The 15,060-nt window shown below is 33.1% G+C and carries 17 protein-coding genes and 1 other annotated feature; of the genes, 5 read left to right on the top strand and 12 right to left on the bottom strand.

All coding sequences use genetic code 11. The features are described from left to right. Nucleotide 1: 1 nt before the first annotated feature. Nucleotides 2–1,450 (bottom strand): DUF4179 domain-containing protein, encoded by a 1,449-nt coding sequence (locus tag OIT90_RS18120; RefSeq protein WP_474892807.1) that lies wholly within the window; start codon nt 1,448–1,450, stop codon nt 2–4. Continuing rightward, nucleotides 1,419–1,964: a sigma-70 family RNA polymerase sigma factor gene (locus OIT90_RS18125; protein ID WP_041087054.1), complete on the bottom strand. Its 546-nt coding sequence runs from the start codon at nt 1,962–1,964 to the stop codon at nt 1,419–1,421. Before OIT90_RS18125 ends, OIT90_RS18120 begins: the two co-directional genes overlap by 32 nt. A gap of 179 nt (nt 1,965–2,143) precedes the next feature. Here OIT90_RS18125 and OIT90_RS18130 point away from each other — a divergent pair, with 179 nt between their 5' ends. Together OIT90_RS18130 and OIT90_RS18135 are read left to right on the top strand one after the other, a co-directional pair. Then, entirely contained in the window at nt 2,144–2,329 is a 186-nt protein-coding gene (locus tag OIT90_RS18130; RefSeq protein WP_070326836.1) for a Fe3+ hydroxamate ABC transporter substrate-binding protein, read from the top strand. A 4-nt stretch (nt 2,330–2,333) separates the two neighbouring features. Then, nucleotides 2,334–2,933 (top strand): GNAT family N-acetyltransferase, encoded by a 600-nt coding sequence (locus tag OIT90_RS18135; protein ID WP_268465625.1) that lies wholly within the window; start codon nt 2,334–2,336, stop codon nt 2,931–2,933. A gap of 59 nt (nt 2,934–2,992) precedes the next feature. Here OIT90_RS18135 and OIT90_RS18140 read toward each other — a convergent pair whose 3' ends face one another. From OIT90_RS18140 to OIT90_RS18185, 10 genes are all read right to left on the bottom strand, one after another. Continuing rightward, on the bottom strand, nt 2,993–3,283 hold the full coding sequence (locus OIT90_RS18140; RefSeq protein WP_107164003.1) for a YfzA family protein: 291 nt from the start codon (nt 3,281–3,283) through the stop codon (nt 2,993–2,995). Nucleotides 3,284–3,441: 158 nt separating this feature from the next. After that, nucleotides 3,442–3,579 (bottom strand): class III lanthipeptide, encoded by a 138-nt coding sequence (locus OIT90_RS18145; protein WP_181286159.1) that lies wholly within the window; start codon nt 3,577–3,579, stop codon nt 3,442–3,444. Nucleotides 3,580–3,646: 67 nt separating this feature from the next. Further along, nucleotides 3,647–4,285: an ABC-2 transporter permease gene (locus tag OIT90_RS18150; protein WP_268465622.1), complete on the bottom strand. Its 639-nt coding sequence runs from the start codon at nt 4,283–4,285 to the stop codon at nt 3,647–3,649. Beyond that, nucleotides 4,282–5,139, bottom strand: a complete 858-nt coding sequence (locus OIT90_RS18155; RefSeq protein ID WP_474892808.1) for an ABC transporter ATP-binding protein — start codon at nt 5,137–5,139, stop codon at nt 4,282–4,284. Before OIT90_RS18155 ends, OIT90_RS18150 begins: the two co-directional genes overlap by 4 nt. Before the next feature lie 130 nt (nt 5,140–5,269). Next, nucleotides 5,270–5,386 carry a class III lanthipeptide gene (locus tag OIT90_RS18160; RefSeq protein ID WP_189282667.1) on the bottom strand — a complete coding sequence of 39 codons (117 nt, stop codon included), beginning with the start codon at nt 5,384–5,386 and terminating at the stop codon, nt 5,270–5,272. A 32-nt stretch (nt 5,387–5,418) separates the two neighbouring features. Then, a complete protein-coding gene (locus OIT90_RS18165) occupies nt 5,419–5,550 on the bottom strand; it encodes a class III lanthipeptide (RefSeq protein ID WP_317615026.1) in 132 nt (43 codons plus the stop codon). 21 nt (nt 5,551–5,571) lie between these two features. After that, on the bottom strand, nt 5,572–5,691 hold the full coding sequence (locus OIT90_RS18170; RefSeq protein ID WP_189282669.1) for a class III lanthipeptide: 120 nt from the start codon (nt 5,689–5,691) through the stop codon (nt 5,572–5,574). Between the two features lie 59 nt (nt 5,692–5,750). Further along, on the bottom strand, nt 5,751–5,870 hold the full coding sequence (locus OIT90_RS18175) for a class III lanthipeptide (RefSeq protein ID WP_219909118.1): 120 nt from the start codon (nt 5,868–5,870) through the stop codon (nt 5,751–5,753). 66 nt (nt 5,871–5,936) lie between these two features. Next, on the bottom strand, nt 5,937–8,531 hold the full coding sequence (gene lanKC / locus OIT90_RS18180; protein ID WP_474892809.1) for a class III lanthionine synthetase LanKC: 2,595 nt from the start codon (nt 8,529–8,531) through the stop codon (nt 5,937–5,939). A 37-nt stretch (nt 8,532–8,568) separates the two neighbouring features. Next, nucleotides 8,569–10,332, bottom strand: a complete 1,764-nt coding sequence (locus OIT90_RS18185; RefSeq protein ID WP_474892810.1) for an ABC transporter ATP-binding protein — start codon at nt 10,330–10,332, stop codon at nt 8,569–8,571. Nucleotides 10,333–10,901: 569 nt separating this feature from the next. On the opposite strand from OIT90_RS18185, the gene OIT90_RS18190 reads away from it, so the two are divergent. The 3 genes from OIT90_RS18190 (at nt 10,902) to OIT90_RS18200 (ending at nt 15,057) form a co-directional block, all read left to right on the top strand. Further along, nucleotides 10,902–11,789, top strand: a complete 888-nt coding sequence (locus tag OIT90_RS18190; protein WP_474892811.1) for a helix-turn-helix domain-containing protein — start codon at nt 10,902–10,904, stop codon at nt 11,787–11,789. Nucleotides 11,790–12,015: 226 nt separating this feature from the next. Continuing rightward, nucleotides 12,016–12,280, top strand: a binding site (T-box leader). Between the two features lie 59 nt (nt 12,281–12,339). Next, nucleotides 12,340–14,001, top strand: a complete 1,662-nt coding sequence (locus tag OIT90_RS18195) for a 2-isopropylmalate synthase (RefSeq protein WP_474892826.1) — start codon at nt 12,340–12,342, stop codon at nt 13,999–14,001. Further along, the gene (locus tag OIT90_RS18200) at nt 14,002–15,057 is read left to right on the top strand and encodes a helix-turn-helix domain-containing protein (RefSeq protein ID WP_247544666.1); all 1,056 of its coding nucleotides are present in this window, start codon (nt 14,002–14,004) and stop codon (nt 15,055–15,057) included. The last annotated feature ends 3 nt before the right edge of the window (nt 15,058–15,060 follow it).

Below are 15,060 nucleotides of genomic sequence, written 5' to 3' on the forward strand. Positions count from 1 at the left end.
TTTATTGACTAGCTTTTGAAGTTTCTTTTTTGACTGGAATGGTTACCTTTATCTCTTCCTGTGGTGCCAACATGTTCAGTTCAGTCAAATCAAGATAAAGCCCATATTCTTTAAAAGAAAAATGGTTTAATGATAAAGTCTCTAAATTCTTATCATCAAATTCAAAGGTGGATTGCATGGAAGCTGTCTTTAAATTCGTCACCTTCGCATGGTTCCCCTTCAAGTAATATCCGCTTTCATAGTCTGCTTGTGGATCGGGCCATGATTTCATCTTTTCAACATCGCCTAATCCAATGAATTCACCTATATTCTCCATCACATCCTGATCTAATTCTTTTTGATCTACTCCAGTAAATTGATAATCAACAATCACAGAACGGTCTTTTTGCTCTATCTTAATGATTTTGATTCCGATGCCATGGTGTTTTGTTTTGAACTGAACAGGCAGCTTTGTCTTGAGAGGAATGATGTGGCTGTATTCTCGTTCGTATCTCACATCTGTGTAAAATGTCAATTCAGTCGCCTTTGGATTGATCGGCTGATTCAAAATTGTCAAATGATCTTTTCTAGTTTTGTCAGAAGTCAGTTGTTTTTTTCTTAAAACGGTTCCAATCTCAAGCTCATACTCATTCCCTAAATTATCCTTCATTCTATCAATACTAACTCTATCATCTTTGGCAAAACCATTGTAATCAATGGCATATTGAATAGCAGAGCCATTCACTCCATTTTCTACCTTTACGTTTCTTATTTGATAACGTCCATTTAAAATAGACACGTCTTTTTGTCCCGCTAATAAAGTGGTTTTTTGCTTCACTACAGGTAATTCAAAACGCCAATTCCCTACAATATCTCCAATTTTTGAAATGACGAGTGGGGCTTTTTGACCTTGCTTAATTGTCTGTCCATTTGTATAGACTTCCATTTGCCCAAGATATCGGCCATCCTTTAATTTTTTCAATTCCTGATTGTCGTAACTCGGTTGGAAATTTTCATTTATATGATTTAAGTTGCTGACGATGAATGGTACAGAATCTTCCTTTGTATTCAAATGATCGACAGTAAACGTATAAACAAGACGCCCGGCATCATAGTATACACTGTTTACTTTCACAGTAATTCCTCTTGATTCAGCCCCCTCATTGACATGTTTCACCAAATCACTCTGAAAAAGAGCCATTCCTACTTTATCGTGAAACATCATATAAAATTGCCCAACAATCGGGACACGTGCCATCGCTGTATTAAGAGAAGGAAAAAGGAAACCTGATGAAAAGTAAAGGACGATGAGAACAATGGCAGAGTATATTGGCGTTCTCCAGTTCCATTTGAACCAGTGTCTTTTTTGTTCCGCTTTTACATCTCCTATTGCTTGGCGAATCGCAGAGGTTACTTCAACCATTGGTACATCAATCTCATCATAAAGCTTTTTCATTTCTTTTCGTTCCATCGACACTCTCCTCCTTCTCCAATGTTTGCTTTAATAACTTTCTTGCTCGATACAAATGAGTTTTAACCGTTCCTTCAGGCACACCCATCTGTTCAGAAATCATCGAAATCGAATAATCTTGAAAATAAAATAGCTGAATCACGAGCTGATATTGCTCATCTAACACTTCAAGTGCATTTTTTAAATCGAGCTTGTCTTCTAAAAAATCATGTCGCTCAACGCTCTCATGATGCTGTTCAAACGGAACAACATCTTGCTGCTTTTTCTTCATCGCAAAAATCGTATGAATCAAAATCCGCGTCAGCCAGGTAGAAAAATAAGCCGGTTCCTTTAATCCAGATAAATGTTTAAACGCTTTAATGACCGTCTCTTGAACAGCATCTAACGAATCCTCTTTATTTCTTGTATAGAGAAAAGCCGTTTTATATAAACGCTCTTGATACATCAGCATTAATTTCTCAAATGCCGGGACATTCCCTTTTTGTGCTTTTTTAATTAGACGCACTTGCTTCATCTCACTCACACCTCCTACACCTGTTAGAGCAAGCTTTCTCTCAAACGGTTTCAACAAACTAAAATTTCTTTTCCTTACCATATGTCGGACAAAAATAGATAAAGTGAAGAACAGGCCGCAAAGAACATGTCGAACATTTGATATAATGGAAGAAATATGTACAAAAAGGAGTAAGTCGATTGTTTCTATTTGAAGAACCCACGTGTGCTAGCTGTCAGAAAAAGATAGAAGGAAACGAAGAAGTGTACGTCAAGCTGGTCTATCCAAAAAGAAAAGGAATGACAGAGGTAAAGGCTTGGCTGAGGAATGAAGGGGTTTTTTATTGTAAGGCATGTACAGAACAAAAGACATCTCATGGAGGATAACCAAATGAACAAAATCAACTTCCCACAAACATTTCCAACAATACATACCGAAAGACTAATTTTAAAACAAGCAACGATCGAAGACGCTGAGGATATGCACATCTACTTATCCAATGAAACCGTGTGCCGCTACATGGGCATTGATGCTCATGAAACAATTGAAGACACAAAAGAAGAAATCAAGTGGTATGACAACATCTTCAAAGAACAAACAGGCATCCGCTGGGGCATTTCTCTAAAAGACAATCCAGCCATCATCGGCAGCTGCGGCTTTCTCAACCTAGAAAAACAGCACTGCCGCACCGAAATTGGCTATGAATTACACCACGATCATTGGAGAAAAGGCATCATGAGTGAGGCAATAGCTGCGGTGTTACGATATGGGTTTCAGGAGATGAACCTGAACCGGATTGAAGCCATTATTGATCCTGAAAATACATCTTCTATTAAATTAGTTGAAATGCTCTATTTTGTAAAAGAGGGGTTATTAAGAGAGTACGAATCAGGTCAAAAGGGATTTGATAATGTGTTTATGTATTCTATTCTAAAAATGGAATTCCACAGATTATACGAGATGAAGAATAAGGCAAAATCCCTCTATTAAAAAACTAGTAGAGGGATTCAGAGTCAACTTAACGTGTTTCTTGTTTTCTTAATAAATATTTATCCATTTCGAATATCTTTCATAATACCTGTTGTCATATGTATAATTGTAATTGCCCCAAAAAAAATGGTGAACAGATTATACCAAGGAGTTTCATAAAAGGTAAAATACCTTTGATATAAATCCAAATCTATAATATTTTCAATAAACGTACCATTGATCCCCCTCATGTTAGGACCAATTCCGGTTCTCTCTACAAACATAATGTATAGCTGTGATGCAATAAAAGCTAAAAAGGTGTGAAACCAACTGCGTTTGATCAAAGAACGCTGGCTGTTTTTTTTGTCCACATCTTCACACTCCCTTCTGAATTACTGCCTAGTAAGAATGTATCTTTATTCTTTCTTTTAGCTCACTTTTTTACTTACAATAAAATTTCTTACATTTGGACAAATCATCATAATGGGCTAAATTTTTTCAAAAATTCTCACAAAGAAATTAGGTTACATTACGATGCATGATTATCACAATGGTTACTCAGGAGTGAAATAAAAGTAGTGGGTATTACTGTAATTGTTGTTATTGTTGGTCCTATTTCTGGTTGCTCTTCATTGTTAAGTTGTTGTAATTCTAATACCTTTTTCATTATTATTCCTCCAAATTTTATTGATGAATAAATTCACCAGTTTTTATTCATGATTATTTTATCTATTTTAAAATTCTTTACGTTTAACAAGGGAACACGAGATTAGATATGAAATGATTAAAAAGAAAACTGATAAGCCGAAAAACACGACTGAAAATATCATGTCAGCAATTCTATTCGATTCTAGTACAAGCTTAGCCACAAAAGCTAACGAGAAAAACACACCAAAAGAAAAACCCAAACTATATATGGTTATCGAATCAGATTTTTCAATTCCTAATTTATATGTCAAAGGATATAGCATAGCACCCACACATATAATTAATCCTAATCCTCTCAATAGCTGGTTGTAATATTCAAAGGTTAAAGAAGGAAAAAATAAAAGATCAATTAAAAAAAATAAACCAAAACTTAAAAGAAAACTTAAAGTTATTAAAATTAAAAATGTAATGTACTTAGCCTTAACTAAATTTGTTCTTTTAACCGGTAACGTAAATGAAAATTTGTCCCAACCAGATTTCACATCATATTTTAATATTTCAAATGATTTTACAGGAATAATTAAAAAGGGTAACAAGACAGCTACTTTAAATACAATTTCACTTTTTGTTAATAAAAGGAATAGTATACTTAATACAGAGAGGATGATAGCGGTTTTAATTCCTTTTTGTATAATGTAAATATCGTTTAAAATTAACCCCTTCATATTCTTTTTCCTCTTAATAATATTAATGTTATTTCATTAAGTGAGGAATTTTTCCGAAAAAAGCGAACAGGAATTACTTTATCATTTGATACAAGTACTTCTATCAAATCTTTATTTTTATAAGTATAGGCAAGTGCTATCTCTTTAACCATTTCTAAGTCCTTTGATTTACATTCTAAAATAGAATAGTCATCAAGAAGTTTGCTTTTACTAATATCTAATAGAATTTCACCGGACTTTATAAATAAAAGATGATCAGCGATTAACTCTATATCACTAATAATGTGCGAAGATAGCAAAATTGAACATTCATTATTCTTTACGTAATCCTTTAAGATAGTCAAAACTTCATCTCTACTAACAGGATCTAGTCCGGAGGTTGCTTCATCTAGTAATAACAACTTTGCATTATGAGAAAGTGCTACAGAAATAGACAACTTCATAGACATTCCTCGCGAGAGTTTACCTACTAATCCATTCTTAGGTAATGAAAATAAATCTATATACTTAAAAAACTTTTCATTATCCCATTGACGATAGATATTTGATAACACCCGTGATAATTGCTTAATACTTATGTTTTCTGAAAAATTATTATTATCAAAAACAACACCTATGTTCTCTTTTATCGAAATATCATTATGGGGTTCTACTCTATCAAAGATTTTAATCGTTCCATTTTGTTTTTTTAATGAGTTTAATATCGTCCCGAAAGTTGAGGTTTTGCCGGCACCATTTTCCCCAATAAAGCCAACAATTGAAGACTTAGGAATCTTAAATGATATATCTCTTAATTGAAAATCGGAATGAGAGTACTTTTTTGAAACCTTTTGCACTTCTAATACGTATTCCACTCTATTCACCTTTCTTAATAAACAGGAAAAGGATTTACTATCCTTTTCCTAGTTTTTCAGATTGACTTCAATTATAATTGATATTTCAAATATTTTACATGTGAAATTCGAACTTATTTTTTTGCTTTTTTTAGCAATTGTTACTAACTGTTGAACTTCCCACTAATGTAGTAAAAATCGTATACCATCTTTCAGGCTCTACTTCAGAATTCTCAGTTAATTGTTGTAATTTCAATACATCTTTCATTATTATCCCTCTTTTCAATATGAGTAAATTTTTTAGCAGTTATTACTTATGGTTGAGCTCCCCACTAATGTGGTAAAAATCGTATACCACGCCTCTGGACTTACTTCAGAATCTTCATTTAATTGCTGGAGTTTTAAAACTTCATTCATAACTATCCCCCACATTCAGAAATTTTTTCACCGATATTATTTGCAGTTATTGCTAACCGTTGAACTTCCCACTAATGTTGTGAAAATCGTATACCATCTCTCTGGTTCTACTTCAGAACCTTCTGTTAATTGTTGAAGTTTTAAAACATCTTTCATCCTTTCTCACCTCCTTTCAAGGAAAATATAGACTTTATAGTTCAACTAGATATTATCAATTAACAGTGATTACTAATCGTTGATAATGTGACTGAAATGGTTGTAATAGTAAACCACACTTCCTCCTTTTTTGTTTCAGAATTCTCTGTTAATTGTTGAAGTTTTAAAACATCTTTCATATTTTCACCCCTCCACAAAATTTAGTTTAAATCTCAAAGTCACTTAAAATAAATCAAATGAGTTTTTCACATCACTTTCAATAAATTCCCTCTAGTTTTCTCTAAAAATTGATCAATATGAATAATCGGCAACCAATACATAGGGTTTGAATATTGAAGTGACTTTAAGCCCAATATGATTCCTGCACTTCCAGAATAAAAATCATCTGATAAGCGATAACAAAAATTTCCTGGAAACAAAATTTGATCATCTTTATATATAAGAAATAATTCTAATTTTCTCTTTACCAGATCTATTTCATCTGATAACATTTGTTTATTTTTAATCATTGATGGAATTAAAAGAAAACTGCCCACTCCATCGAAAAGTCCTCCACTAAATGCACATCTAACTTTATTTAAATTAATGATTTTCTCCATCTCTAATTCAAATATATTGCTTGAATTTATATAGTTTAAGTACCAAATAGCAACTCCAATTCCTATGGAACCTCCTGATAAATAAGGTAGCAATCGATGATTATCATCAAATGTTTGCAAAGTGTTTGTACTAGAATCCACTTTACACCTTTTCAGGTCTCTATTTATATATTCGATCGATTTTAAATAGTAGTCTCTTTTCTTAGTAATTGAGAACAAAGCTGTATAAAATAAAGATATTCCTGACCACCCATCAATTAATCCAATAGGAACTCCCGTCCAATCTGTCGATGTCAATTTAATTTCTTCCCTTACTTTGTTTTCAATAATATTTGCTATCTCTTCACAAATAGCTAAGTATTCTGATTTATTTTCTTCTAAATACAAACTGATTAATGATAATCCTATTCCAGGCAAACCTGATCTTAATGACATATCATTCATACTAGAGTATTCAATTTTTCTGAATAACTTTTTTGCCTCCTCTTTGTAACCTAGTTCATATAAAATGACTCCAATACCTGCTTTTCCTGTAAACAATCCATCCTCTTCAAAATGATCCAAGTTTTTAATTAAAACATTGGAAACCCATTCAATCACTTGTGTGTTTAAACTTCCAGATCTAGATAAAGCTAAAATTGATCCTGTTCCACCGGTAAGTATATTAAATTTTCCATCTGTGTTAACAAACTGTCTAACATCCCCATGAACCAAAGAACTATCAGGCAAAAGATTATTTTCTATTCCATTTCTCAGACCACTAATAATTGTTGAAATATCATTCCTTTTTGCCATTTCCGCGCGAATATTCTGTTGAAATGTTTGCTCTTTAGTTTCTGATAGTTCTTCATCACATTCTTTTTCTATATTCAAAACAAATTCATAAACCTCTTTTCCAAATTCACGTTCTATCCAATTTCTATGTGTATTTTTAATACTCGGCTCTAGGTCAGTAACAGGGCCAATAGGTAAAATGCAAAAGTGCAAAATTTTCTTGATAGCATACCAATCTCGTTCTTTATGATTTTTATTTTTCACATGAGTAAAACCGATTGTTTGCAAAGTACTTTTTTCTTCAAGTTTTGTACTAGCTGCTGACTCAAAGTCAATAATTTTCACATCCAAATCAGGTGTAATCATTATATTTAACGGCTGTAAGTCTCCCATGCCAATATCTCTTTCATGCATTTTTTTAACTGTGGTGATTAACTTATTTAAAATGATTTTTACTTTCCTGATATATGCATCTTTATCATTTTCCAAGTTGAATGGATAGTTTACTGCACACCAAGATTGTAAAGTTAAACCCTCTATAAATTCTTCCACAAGAAACACATGCTTCCATGTTTTAAAATAATCAACAATATTTACTACTCCACTAATATCTGCAAGCTTAGTTAGAGCATCATGTTCAATGTTCAAACGATCAATAGCATCATTATATTCTCCATCCAGACCTACTTTTGGTCTACCTTCTTTAATGACCACACTTTTTTGATCCAATTTCCTTATACCTGTGTATATCCCACCTCCATTATTAAATCTAAGAACGCCTTGAAAGTCATAACCATTAAATTTCTCATTTTCTTCATTTTCATGGGAAATATTTATTGAATCTAAATATTGATCTAACTCCTTTACAAATTCGGGAACTTTATAATATGGTTGTCTGTTATCTAGAATGAGATTTCCCTGTTCATCCTTTATGCAAAGTTCGCCTTTTTCGTTATAAATATTTTTGAAAGCTCCATATCTATAATATATGTTGCTATCTTTCCATGATTTATCATTAAGAATATATGGGCCATTTTCATAACCTCGTAACTCTTCATACAAATCGTTGAGCAATTGTAAAAACTCATTATCTGTTGGAGGGTATATCGCTATAAACTTCCCCGAAGAAATTCTATTTCCATGCTTTGAATTTAAATTGAATAACGTCTGCTTGTCCTTAATATGCTTAAAAGCAACTTTTCGCTTAAACAATAATTTGCTTACCACTTTTAAAATATCTTGTGCATCATTTATTGTCGCACTTATATGTATTTTCCATCCTTGTTCTTTTATATTGATGCTAGGGTTAGAATAATAAATCCATGGTGAATTCTCTTCTATTGTTATCTTGTAACCTTTAGGTAAGTTATCAATCTCGTAAGGTCTGCTTGGAATTAAAGATTTTTTCTCTACATAATAATTAGAATCATCACTCATATGCTGAAAATAAACAAATTTCTTATCCATCTTAATGTTCTCCTTACTCAATTAAGTCATTTTTTTATTAACTGCTTTCTTGCAGATCATTTTTTGTTTCTTTAAACTGTTGCTCACAAAATTGACGATAAAGTTGATGATTATTTTTTAATTCGTGATGCTTCCCATTCCCTGTTACCTCACCATTCTCCATAAAAACAATGTTATCGGCGTTAATAATAGTTGATAATCTATGTGCTATTACAATAGATGTTCTACCTTTTATGATTTTCACCATCGCTTCATTTACGAATTTCTCTGATTGACTATCTAAATTTGAAGTAGCTTCATCTAAAAAAATAATTTTTGGATCTTTTAGAAACATCCTTGCAATAGCAATTCTTTGCTTTTGTCCACCAGATAAATTCAAACCTTTTTCTCCAATATCAGTATCTAATCCATTTGTAAATTTCCCCACAAACTCCCATGCATATGCCGATTTACAAGCATCGATTATTTTTTCTTCGTCTGGAATTTCATTTAAACCAAAGAGAAGATTCTCTCTTATTGTTCCACTTATTAAACTATGTTCTTGTGATACATATCCGATTTGATTGCGCCAAGACTTTAGGGAAAATGTTTCTATATCTTTCCCATCCATAAAAATTGTTCCACTAGTTGGTTTATAATATCGTTCCAATAGAGAAATTAGAGTTGTTTTACCACTACCACTCGGACCCACTAATGCATTTGTAGTTCCACCCTTGATAGTTAAATTTATATTTTTTAGTGAAAATGTGTCATTCTCACTGTAATAAAATCTTAAATCTCTAATGACTAAATCATTATTGGTTATAGTTAAATCTTCACCTTCACTTTGCAATTCTTCACTTTCAGATAATAATTGAGAAACCCTTTCAGTTGCTCCAATAGTTTTTTGTAATTGAGTGAAAAATAAACCAAAGTTTGTGATCGGACCTATGACATAAAATATAAGTGTTAAAAATGCAATAAATGTCCCTGGACTTAAATCTCCATTAGCTAATTTAACACCGCCCACCATAATAATAGTGACTATGATAATCATCATAATTAAATTAATTACTGGATTAACTAAGACCATCCATTTCGCTTGTTTTAAACTAATATTCTGTAACCTTTCAATATCTTGACTTCCTTTTTGAATTTGAAATTCCTCTGCTGTTGAAGATTTCACCAATTTAATAGCTGAGATTGTTTCAACAGCTCTTACATTTAAATTTCCTGTTAAAGTCTGAGTTAATTTTGAGAGTTTTGCTAATATTTTTCCTAATGGGATAAAGAATATTAAATAGAGTGGAATTGCAACAATAATGATCAATGTTAATTGCCAATCATAATAAAATAACCAAAATCCACAAAATAAAATCATTAAGACTGCGTTTACAAATTGTGAAAATGAATTACTAACCAAGTTATAAATTACAGAAGTATCATTTACAAATCTACTGGCTATATCTGCTGAACGGTTTTTGTCGTAAAAACCAATCGGTAATTTTACCATTTTCCTCCACAATAACATTCTGAGATTGGCCACTACTTTCAGTCCTTCAACACTCAACATATAACTACCAATCGCTCCTAAAATAGCACTAGATAAAAATATTCCGATTAGCGCGGTTAAATCCAAAGAGTGAATAGTGTTTTTGGAATTATATGAATCTATTATTTTCTTCAAAAAATGTGGTACTAAAGTCGAAGCAGTTGCACTTATTGCAGTTAAAATCATTGCAATGATAAACAAATTTATGCTGATTCTCGTTTTCCTAATTAAAGAAAAAAATACTTTCCACTTGGTTTCTTTGTATTCCATATTTATCACCTTTTATATTCTTTATTTAGTGAATATCGAGTTAGGTCTTCTTTAGGTGTGGGAGTATGATATACATTTACTAAATAATTTGTATTGATAGGGATTATTTCAAATTATTATAATTAATGGGTTAAATTGTTATTATGTATATACTCCCACATTTTCCATTTAAAAGTCAATAAAAGATTCCAAAAAAATCAAACTTTGGTTCTGATATAAGGTTTCTCATAGTCATATCTAGGTGTATCTTTATTATTAATAACTATTTAAAAACTAATCATACGTTTGAAAATCCAATCGTTCGACTCAATTACTATACAGTTCATAATAATGAATTTTATTTGTTTATATAAAGAGAATTAGAATATCTTTCTTTACCAATTTTAAATCTGTGGAATAGCCATTTTTACACTCTTGTCACTTCATGTTGAGTTAAAATCACTATAGATATACCCGTTCGGGACTTAGGACAAGAATACCCATTCTACTATCGAAACTTAGCACAAAAAGTCAAGTTTCCTAAAGAGCATTTCGGCTATACTAAACTCGTAAGGCAGGGAGGTGCTCGGTTGTCCTATCAAGAACATGAGAAATCGATTCAAGAAACATTAAATTATATTGAACAGCATCTGAAAGATGATTTACCGCTTCAAACTCTAGCGAAACACGCTGGTTATTCTAGGTTTCACTTTCACCGTATATTCAAAAGAGTGATTAAGAAATCAGTTGTGGATTATATAAGGGAACGACGGATGACCCAAGCGGCGAAGGATTTAATTCATACGGACCAAAGGGCGATTGATATCGCATTGCAGTATCGTTTTGGTTCACAGGAATCCTTTACTAGAGCCTTTAAGAAGATCTATGACATGTCACCCGCACGTTATCGGAAGTTATTAAGGAATATCATTGATGAGGAGGAAACGAATATGGCTGCAAACAAGAACACACCTACTGGCTGGATTATGACGGGGGACACCCCATCTGATTATGAAACAGGTTTGGATAACAGAATTGTACACAGTGGTACGTACTCCGCTTACCTGAAATCAAAGGATGAAAAAGCACGAGGATTCGCGACCTTGATGCAGCAAATTAAGTCTGATCGTTACCGTGGAGAACGCCTTCAATTTTCTGCTTTTGTCAAAAGCAAAGATGTGAAAGGTTCAGCTGGTTTATGGATGAGAATTGATCATTCTTCAGGTGAAGTTCTTGCGTTTGACAATATGATGAATCGTCCCATTACAGGAACAAACGGCTGGAATCATTTTAGTGTAGTTCTAGATGTTCCAGTAAAAAGTGAAGTGATTGCGTTTGGCATATTGCTACATGGTCAAGGTCAAATTTGGATGGACGAACTTAGTTTTAAAACGGTAGATGAAAGTGTGCCAGTGACAGAACAAAATACTGTGGATCATTTAGAGGATGAACCAGTGAATTTAAATTTTGAAGGCTAGCAGACTGAATTTAAGAGGTGGTTCATTGCCATGAAAAAAATTGGTGCGATTTTATTGTTCGCTATGAATTCACTCACCTTTATTTGTGGCCTTGGATTTTTATTTGGTGAAGAGGATTAAAAATGAAGATAAGACATCCATAGGACAAAAAAAATCAATTGAAAAAGATATCCCTGTCACTATCTCTTTTTTATAGACTTGGTATAATAGAAAAAATCAGAAAAATGAGAATGCGATGATAAGGAATAGTACTTGCCGAATTGTTTTCAGAAAGTTGCTGGCTGATGAGAAGCAATAACAAAAAGGCAAGGAACTCACCTTAGAGTAGCCTTAGTGAAATGAAAAGGATTGATGTAGTTAAGGTCGGCACCCCACCGTTATATGGGAAGGATATAAGATCAAACAATCTGTATCCGAATAAGGGCATGATAATGTTTGTTTATCATGAAATAGGGGTGGTACCGCGTAAGAAGAAGTCTTTCGTCTCCAAGTTAAATCTTGGGGATGAAAGGCTTTTTTTATATTCCAATTACAGGAGGAATCAATGATGATGTTTAATCACAAAAAATACGAAAAGAAATACTTTTTGCCACCGAAGCTTACTTATGATTGGGTGAAGAAAGAAACACTAGAAAGTGCTCCGATATGGTGCAGCGTGGACTTACGGGATGGAAATCAAGCATTACCTATTCCTATGAACTTAGAAGAAAAATTGGAAATGTTTCAGTTACTAGTAGAGATCGGTTTTAAAGAAATTGAAATCGCATTTCCAGCTGCTTCTGATACAGAGTTTAGGTTTTTGCGGACACTGATTGATCATCATATGATTCCAGACGATGTCACGATTATGGTGATCACGCAAGCGAGAGAGCATATTATCCGCCGAACGTTCGAAGCCATTAAGGGGGTACCGAAAGCGATTGTTCATTTATATAATTCGACTTCAGAAGCGCAGCGCAGACAAGTATTTAAGAAAACAAAAGATGAAATTAAACAAATTGCCATTGATGGAGCTATTTTAGTAAAAGAACTTGCCGAAAAAACAACAAGTGATATTTATTTTCAATATAGTCCAGAAAGCTTTCCAGGAACAGAAGTTGATTATGCGTTAGATATTTGTAATAGTGTTTTAGATATTTGGAAACCGACACCAAATCATAAAGCAATCATCAATATTCCGACAACAGTTGAATATTCAATGCCTCATATCTTTGCAAGTCAGATTGAGTATATACACAAAAATCTGTCTTACCGAGACAGTGTGACATTATCTGTTCATCCTCATAATGACCGTGGCTCTGGGGTGAGTGATGCAGAATTTGGTGTTCTGGCTGGCGCAGAAAGAGTCGAAGGTACATTATTTGGTATCGGTGAACGTACAGGGAACGTTGACTTGATTACCTTGGCGATGAATATGTATTCACAAGGTTATGATCCAAAATTGAATTTCAATAACCTAGAAGCTATTCGTAAAAAATATGAAAAACTAACAAAAATCACTGTTCCTGAGAGGCAGCCCTATTCTGGGGAGATGGTTTTCACCGCATTCTCTGGGTCACATCAAGATGCGATATCTAAAGGGATGAAATATAGAAAAGAAAATAATGTTGATAAATGGGACGTTCCGTATATCCCAGTAGATCCAGTTGACTTGGGGAGGAACTATCAAACGGATGTGATTCGAATCAATAGCCAGTCTGGAAAAGGCGGCATAGGCTATATACTAGAAACAAATTATGGCATTAAACTTCCTTATCAAATGAATGAAGCCATGGGATATGCAGCGAAAAAAGTATCTGATCAGACAAATAGGGAATTGTCTATCGAAGAAATATATCATGTTTTTGAAAAGCAGTATGTTGATTTTCACCCTCATTTCCAGCTGCTTGATTATCAATTTAATAAGGGAAATAAGCAGGAAGTCACCTTAACTTTGCTGAGAGATCAGCAACAAATTGACATACAAGGAACTGGCACTGGAAGTTTAGATGCCATCAGTAACGCGTTAAAAGCATATTTTCATCTCGAGTATGTTTTGGAAGTCTATGAACAGAATTCTTTGGGCAAGGATTCCGAAGCAAAAGCCTGTGCACAGATTGGAATTTCATCTCAAGGAAAAATGCATTGGGGTGCGGGAATTGATAAAGATATTATAGAAGCAACAGTGAAGGCCCTGGTGGTGGCAGTAAATAAACTAGAGGTTTGGATGTAGATGGAAAAAGATAAACTTGAAAAACATGAAGTGATGCAATATTTAAGAGAATATAACGAACAAGAAATCTTTTATCAACAATACCAACAGAAAAAGCATGACAATACATCATTGCAATTATTTTTGAAGGATTATGATAAACACAGTCTAATGCATAAACAAATATATATAGAAGAATTTTTGCTAAAAGGACAGAATGAATTTGAAAAGGAAGATACCATGTGGTTAGATCAGGAGAAAGATATCGAAGTGAGAAAGTATAGCCGTTTTATGCCCCAATTGTCGGCTATCCATGATTTCTTTGAGATGATCTATGTTCTGGAAAATGAGATGTATGTAGAAGTGGAAGGCAAAAAAATGGCTTTAAAATCAGGAGATATTGCCTTTATCCCACCTAACACAATACACAAGCCAATTGTAATGGAGAATACAATCGCCATGCAAATCATGATCCGTAAGAGTACTTTTCAAAAAGTGTTTTTTAAAATGTTAAAAGGAAATCATGTCATTTCAGAGTTCTTTTTGAATGCATTGTATATAAAAGAAAATAAAAATATTCTTATTTTCCATAGTCACTTGGATAAACATTTGCTAGACTGCTCTCTTCAACTTTTTACAGAAAATTACAATCGACTCCCTAGTTACCAGTTGATTATGAATAATTTGTTTGAGATATTATTATGTCTTTTATTAAGATTCAAACCAAGTCATATGAACGTCAATCATGTCAAACAATCTAGTGATATACGTATGATTCAAATGCTACAATATATTCAGCAATGTTGTGAGCATATTACCATCCAGGAGATGGCAGAGGAATTTAACCTTTCACAATCTTATCTGTCAAAATATATAGCTCGTAAGCTTGGCAAATCATTTCGTGAGATTCGACAAGAAATAAGAATGGAAAAAGCCTGCGAAATGCTCACTGGCAGCCATTTACAAGTAGATCATATTGCGGCAGCCGTTGGTTATCAAAATGCAGAACATTTCATTCGTTTATTTAAGAGAAAATATCACCTAACACCACATCAATATCGATTAAATAATAGATAATAA

The organism is Bacillus sp. ABR (assembly GCF_056172715.1).

Bases quoted from the DNA above. Each gene is read 5' to 3' on its own strand.
- OIT90_RS18120 (WP_474892807.1), bottom strand. From the start codon at position 1,450: ATGGAACGAAAAGAAATGAAAAAGCTTTATGATGAGATTGATGTACCA.
- OIT90_RS18125 (WP_041087054.1), bottom strand. From the start codon at position 1,964: ATGAAGCAAGTGCGTCTAATTAAAAAAGCACAAAAAGGGAATGTCCCG.
- OIT90_RS18135 (WP_268465625.1), top strand. From the start codon at position 2,334: ATGAACAAAATCAACTTCCCACAAACATTTCCAACAATACATACCGAA.
- OIT90_RS18145 (WP_181286159.1), bottom strand. From the start codon at position 3,579: ATGAAAAAGGTATTAGAATTACAACAACTTAACAATGAAGAGCAACCA.
- OIT90_RS18150 (WP_268465622.1), bottom strand. From the start codon at position 4,285: ATGAAGGGGTTAATTTTAAACGATATTTACATTATACAAAAAGGAATT.
- OIT90_RS18160 (WP_189282667.1), bottom strand. From the start codon at position 5,386: ATGAAAGATGTATTGAAATTACAACAATTAACTGAGAATTCTGAAGTA.
- OIT90_RS18165 (WP_317615026.1), bottom strand. From the start codon at position 5,550: ATGTGGGGGATAGTTATGAATGAAGTTTTAAAACTCCAGCAATTAAAT.
- OIT90_RS18170 (WP_189282669.1), bottom strand. From the start codon at position 5,691: ATGAAAGATGTTTTAAAACTTCAACAATTAACAGAAGGTTCTGAAGTA.
- OIT90_RS18175 (WP_219909118.1), bottom strand. From the start codon at position 5,870: ATGAAAGATGTTTTAAAACTTCAACAATTAACAGAGAATTCTGAAACA.
- lanKC (WP_474892809.1), bottom strand. From the start codon at position 8,531: ATGGATAAGAAATTTGTTTATTTTCAGCATATGAGTGATGATTCTAAT.
- OIT90_RS18185 (WP_474892810.1), bottom strand. From the start codon at position 10,332: ATGGAATACAAAGAAACCAAGTGGAAAGTATTTTTTTCTTTAATTAGG.
- OIT90_RS18195 (WP_474892826.1), top strand. From the start codon at position 12,340: ATGTTTAATCACAAAAAATACGAAAAGAAATACTTTTTGCCACCGAAG.
- OIT90_RS18200 (WP_247544666.1), top strand. From the start codon at position 14,002: ATGGAAAAAGATAAACTTGAAAAACATGAAGTGATGCAATATTTAAGA.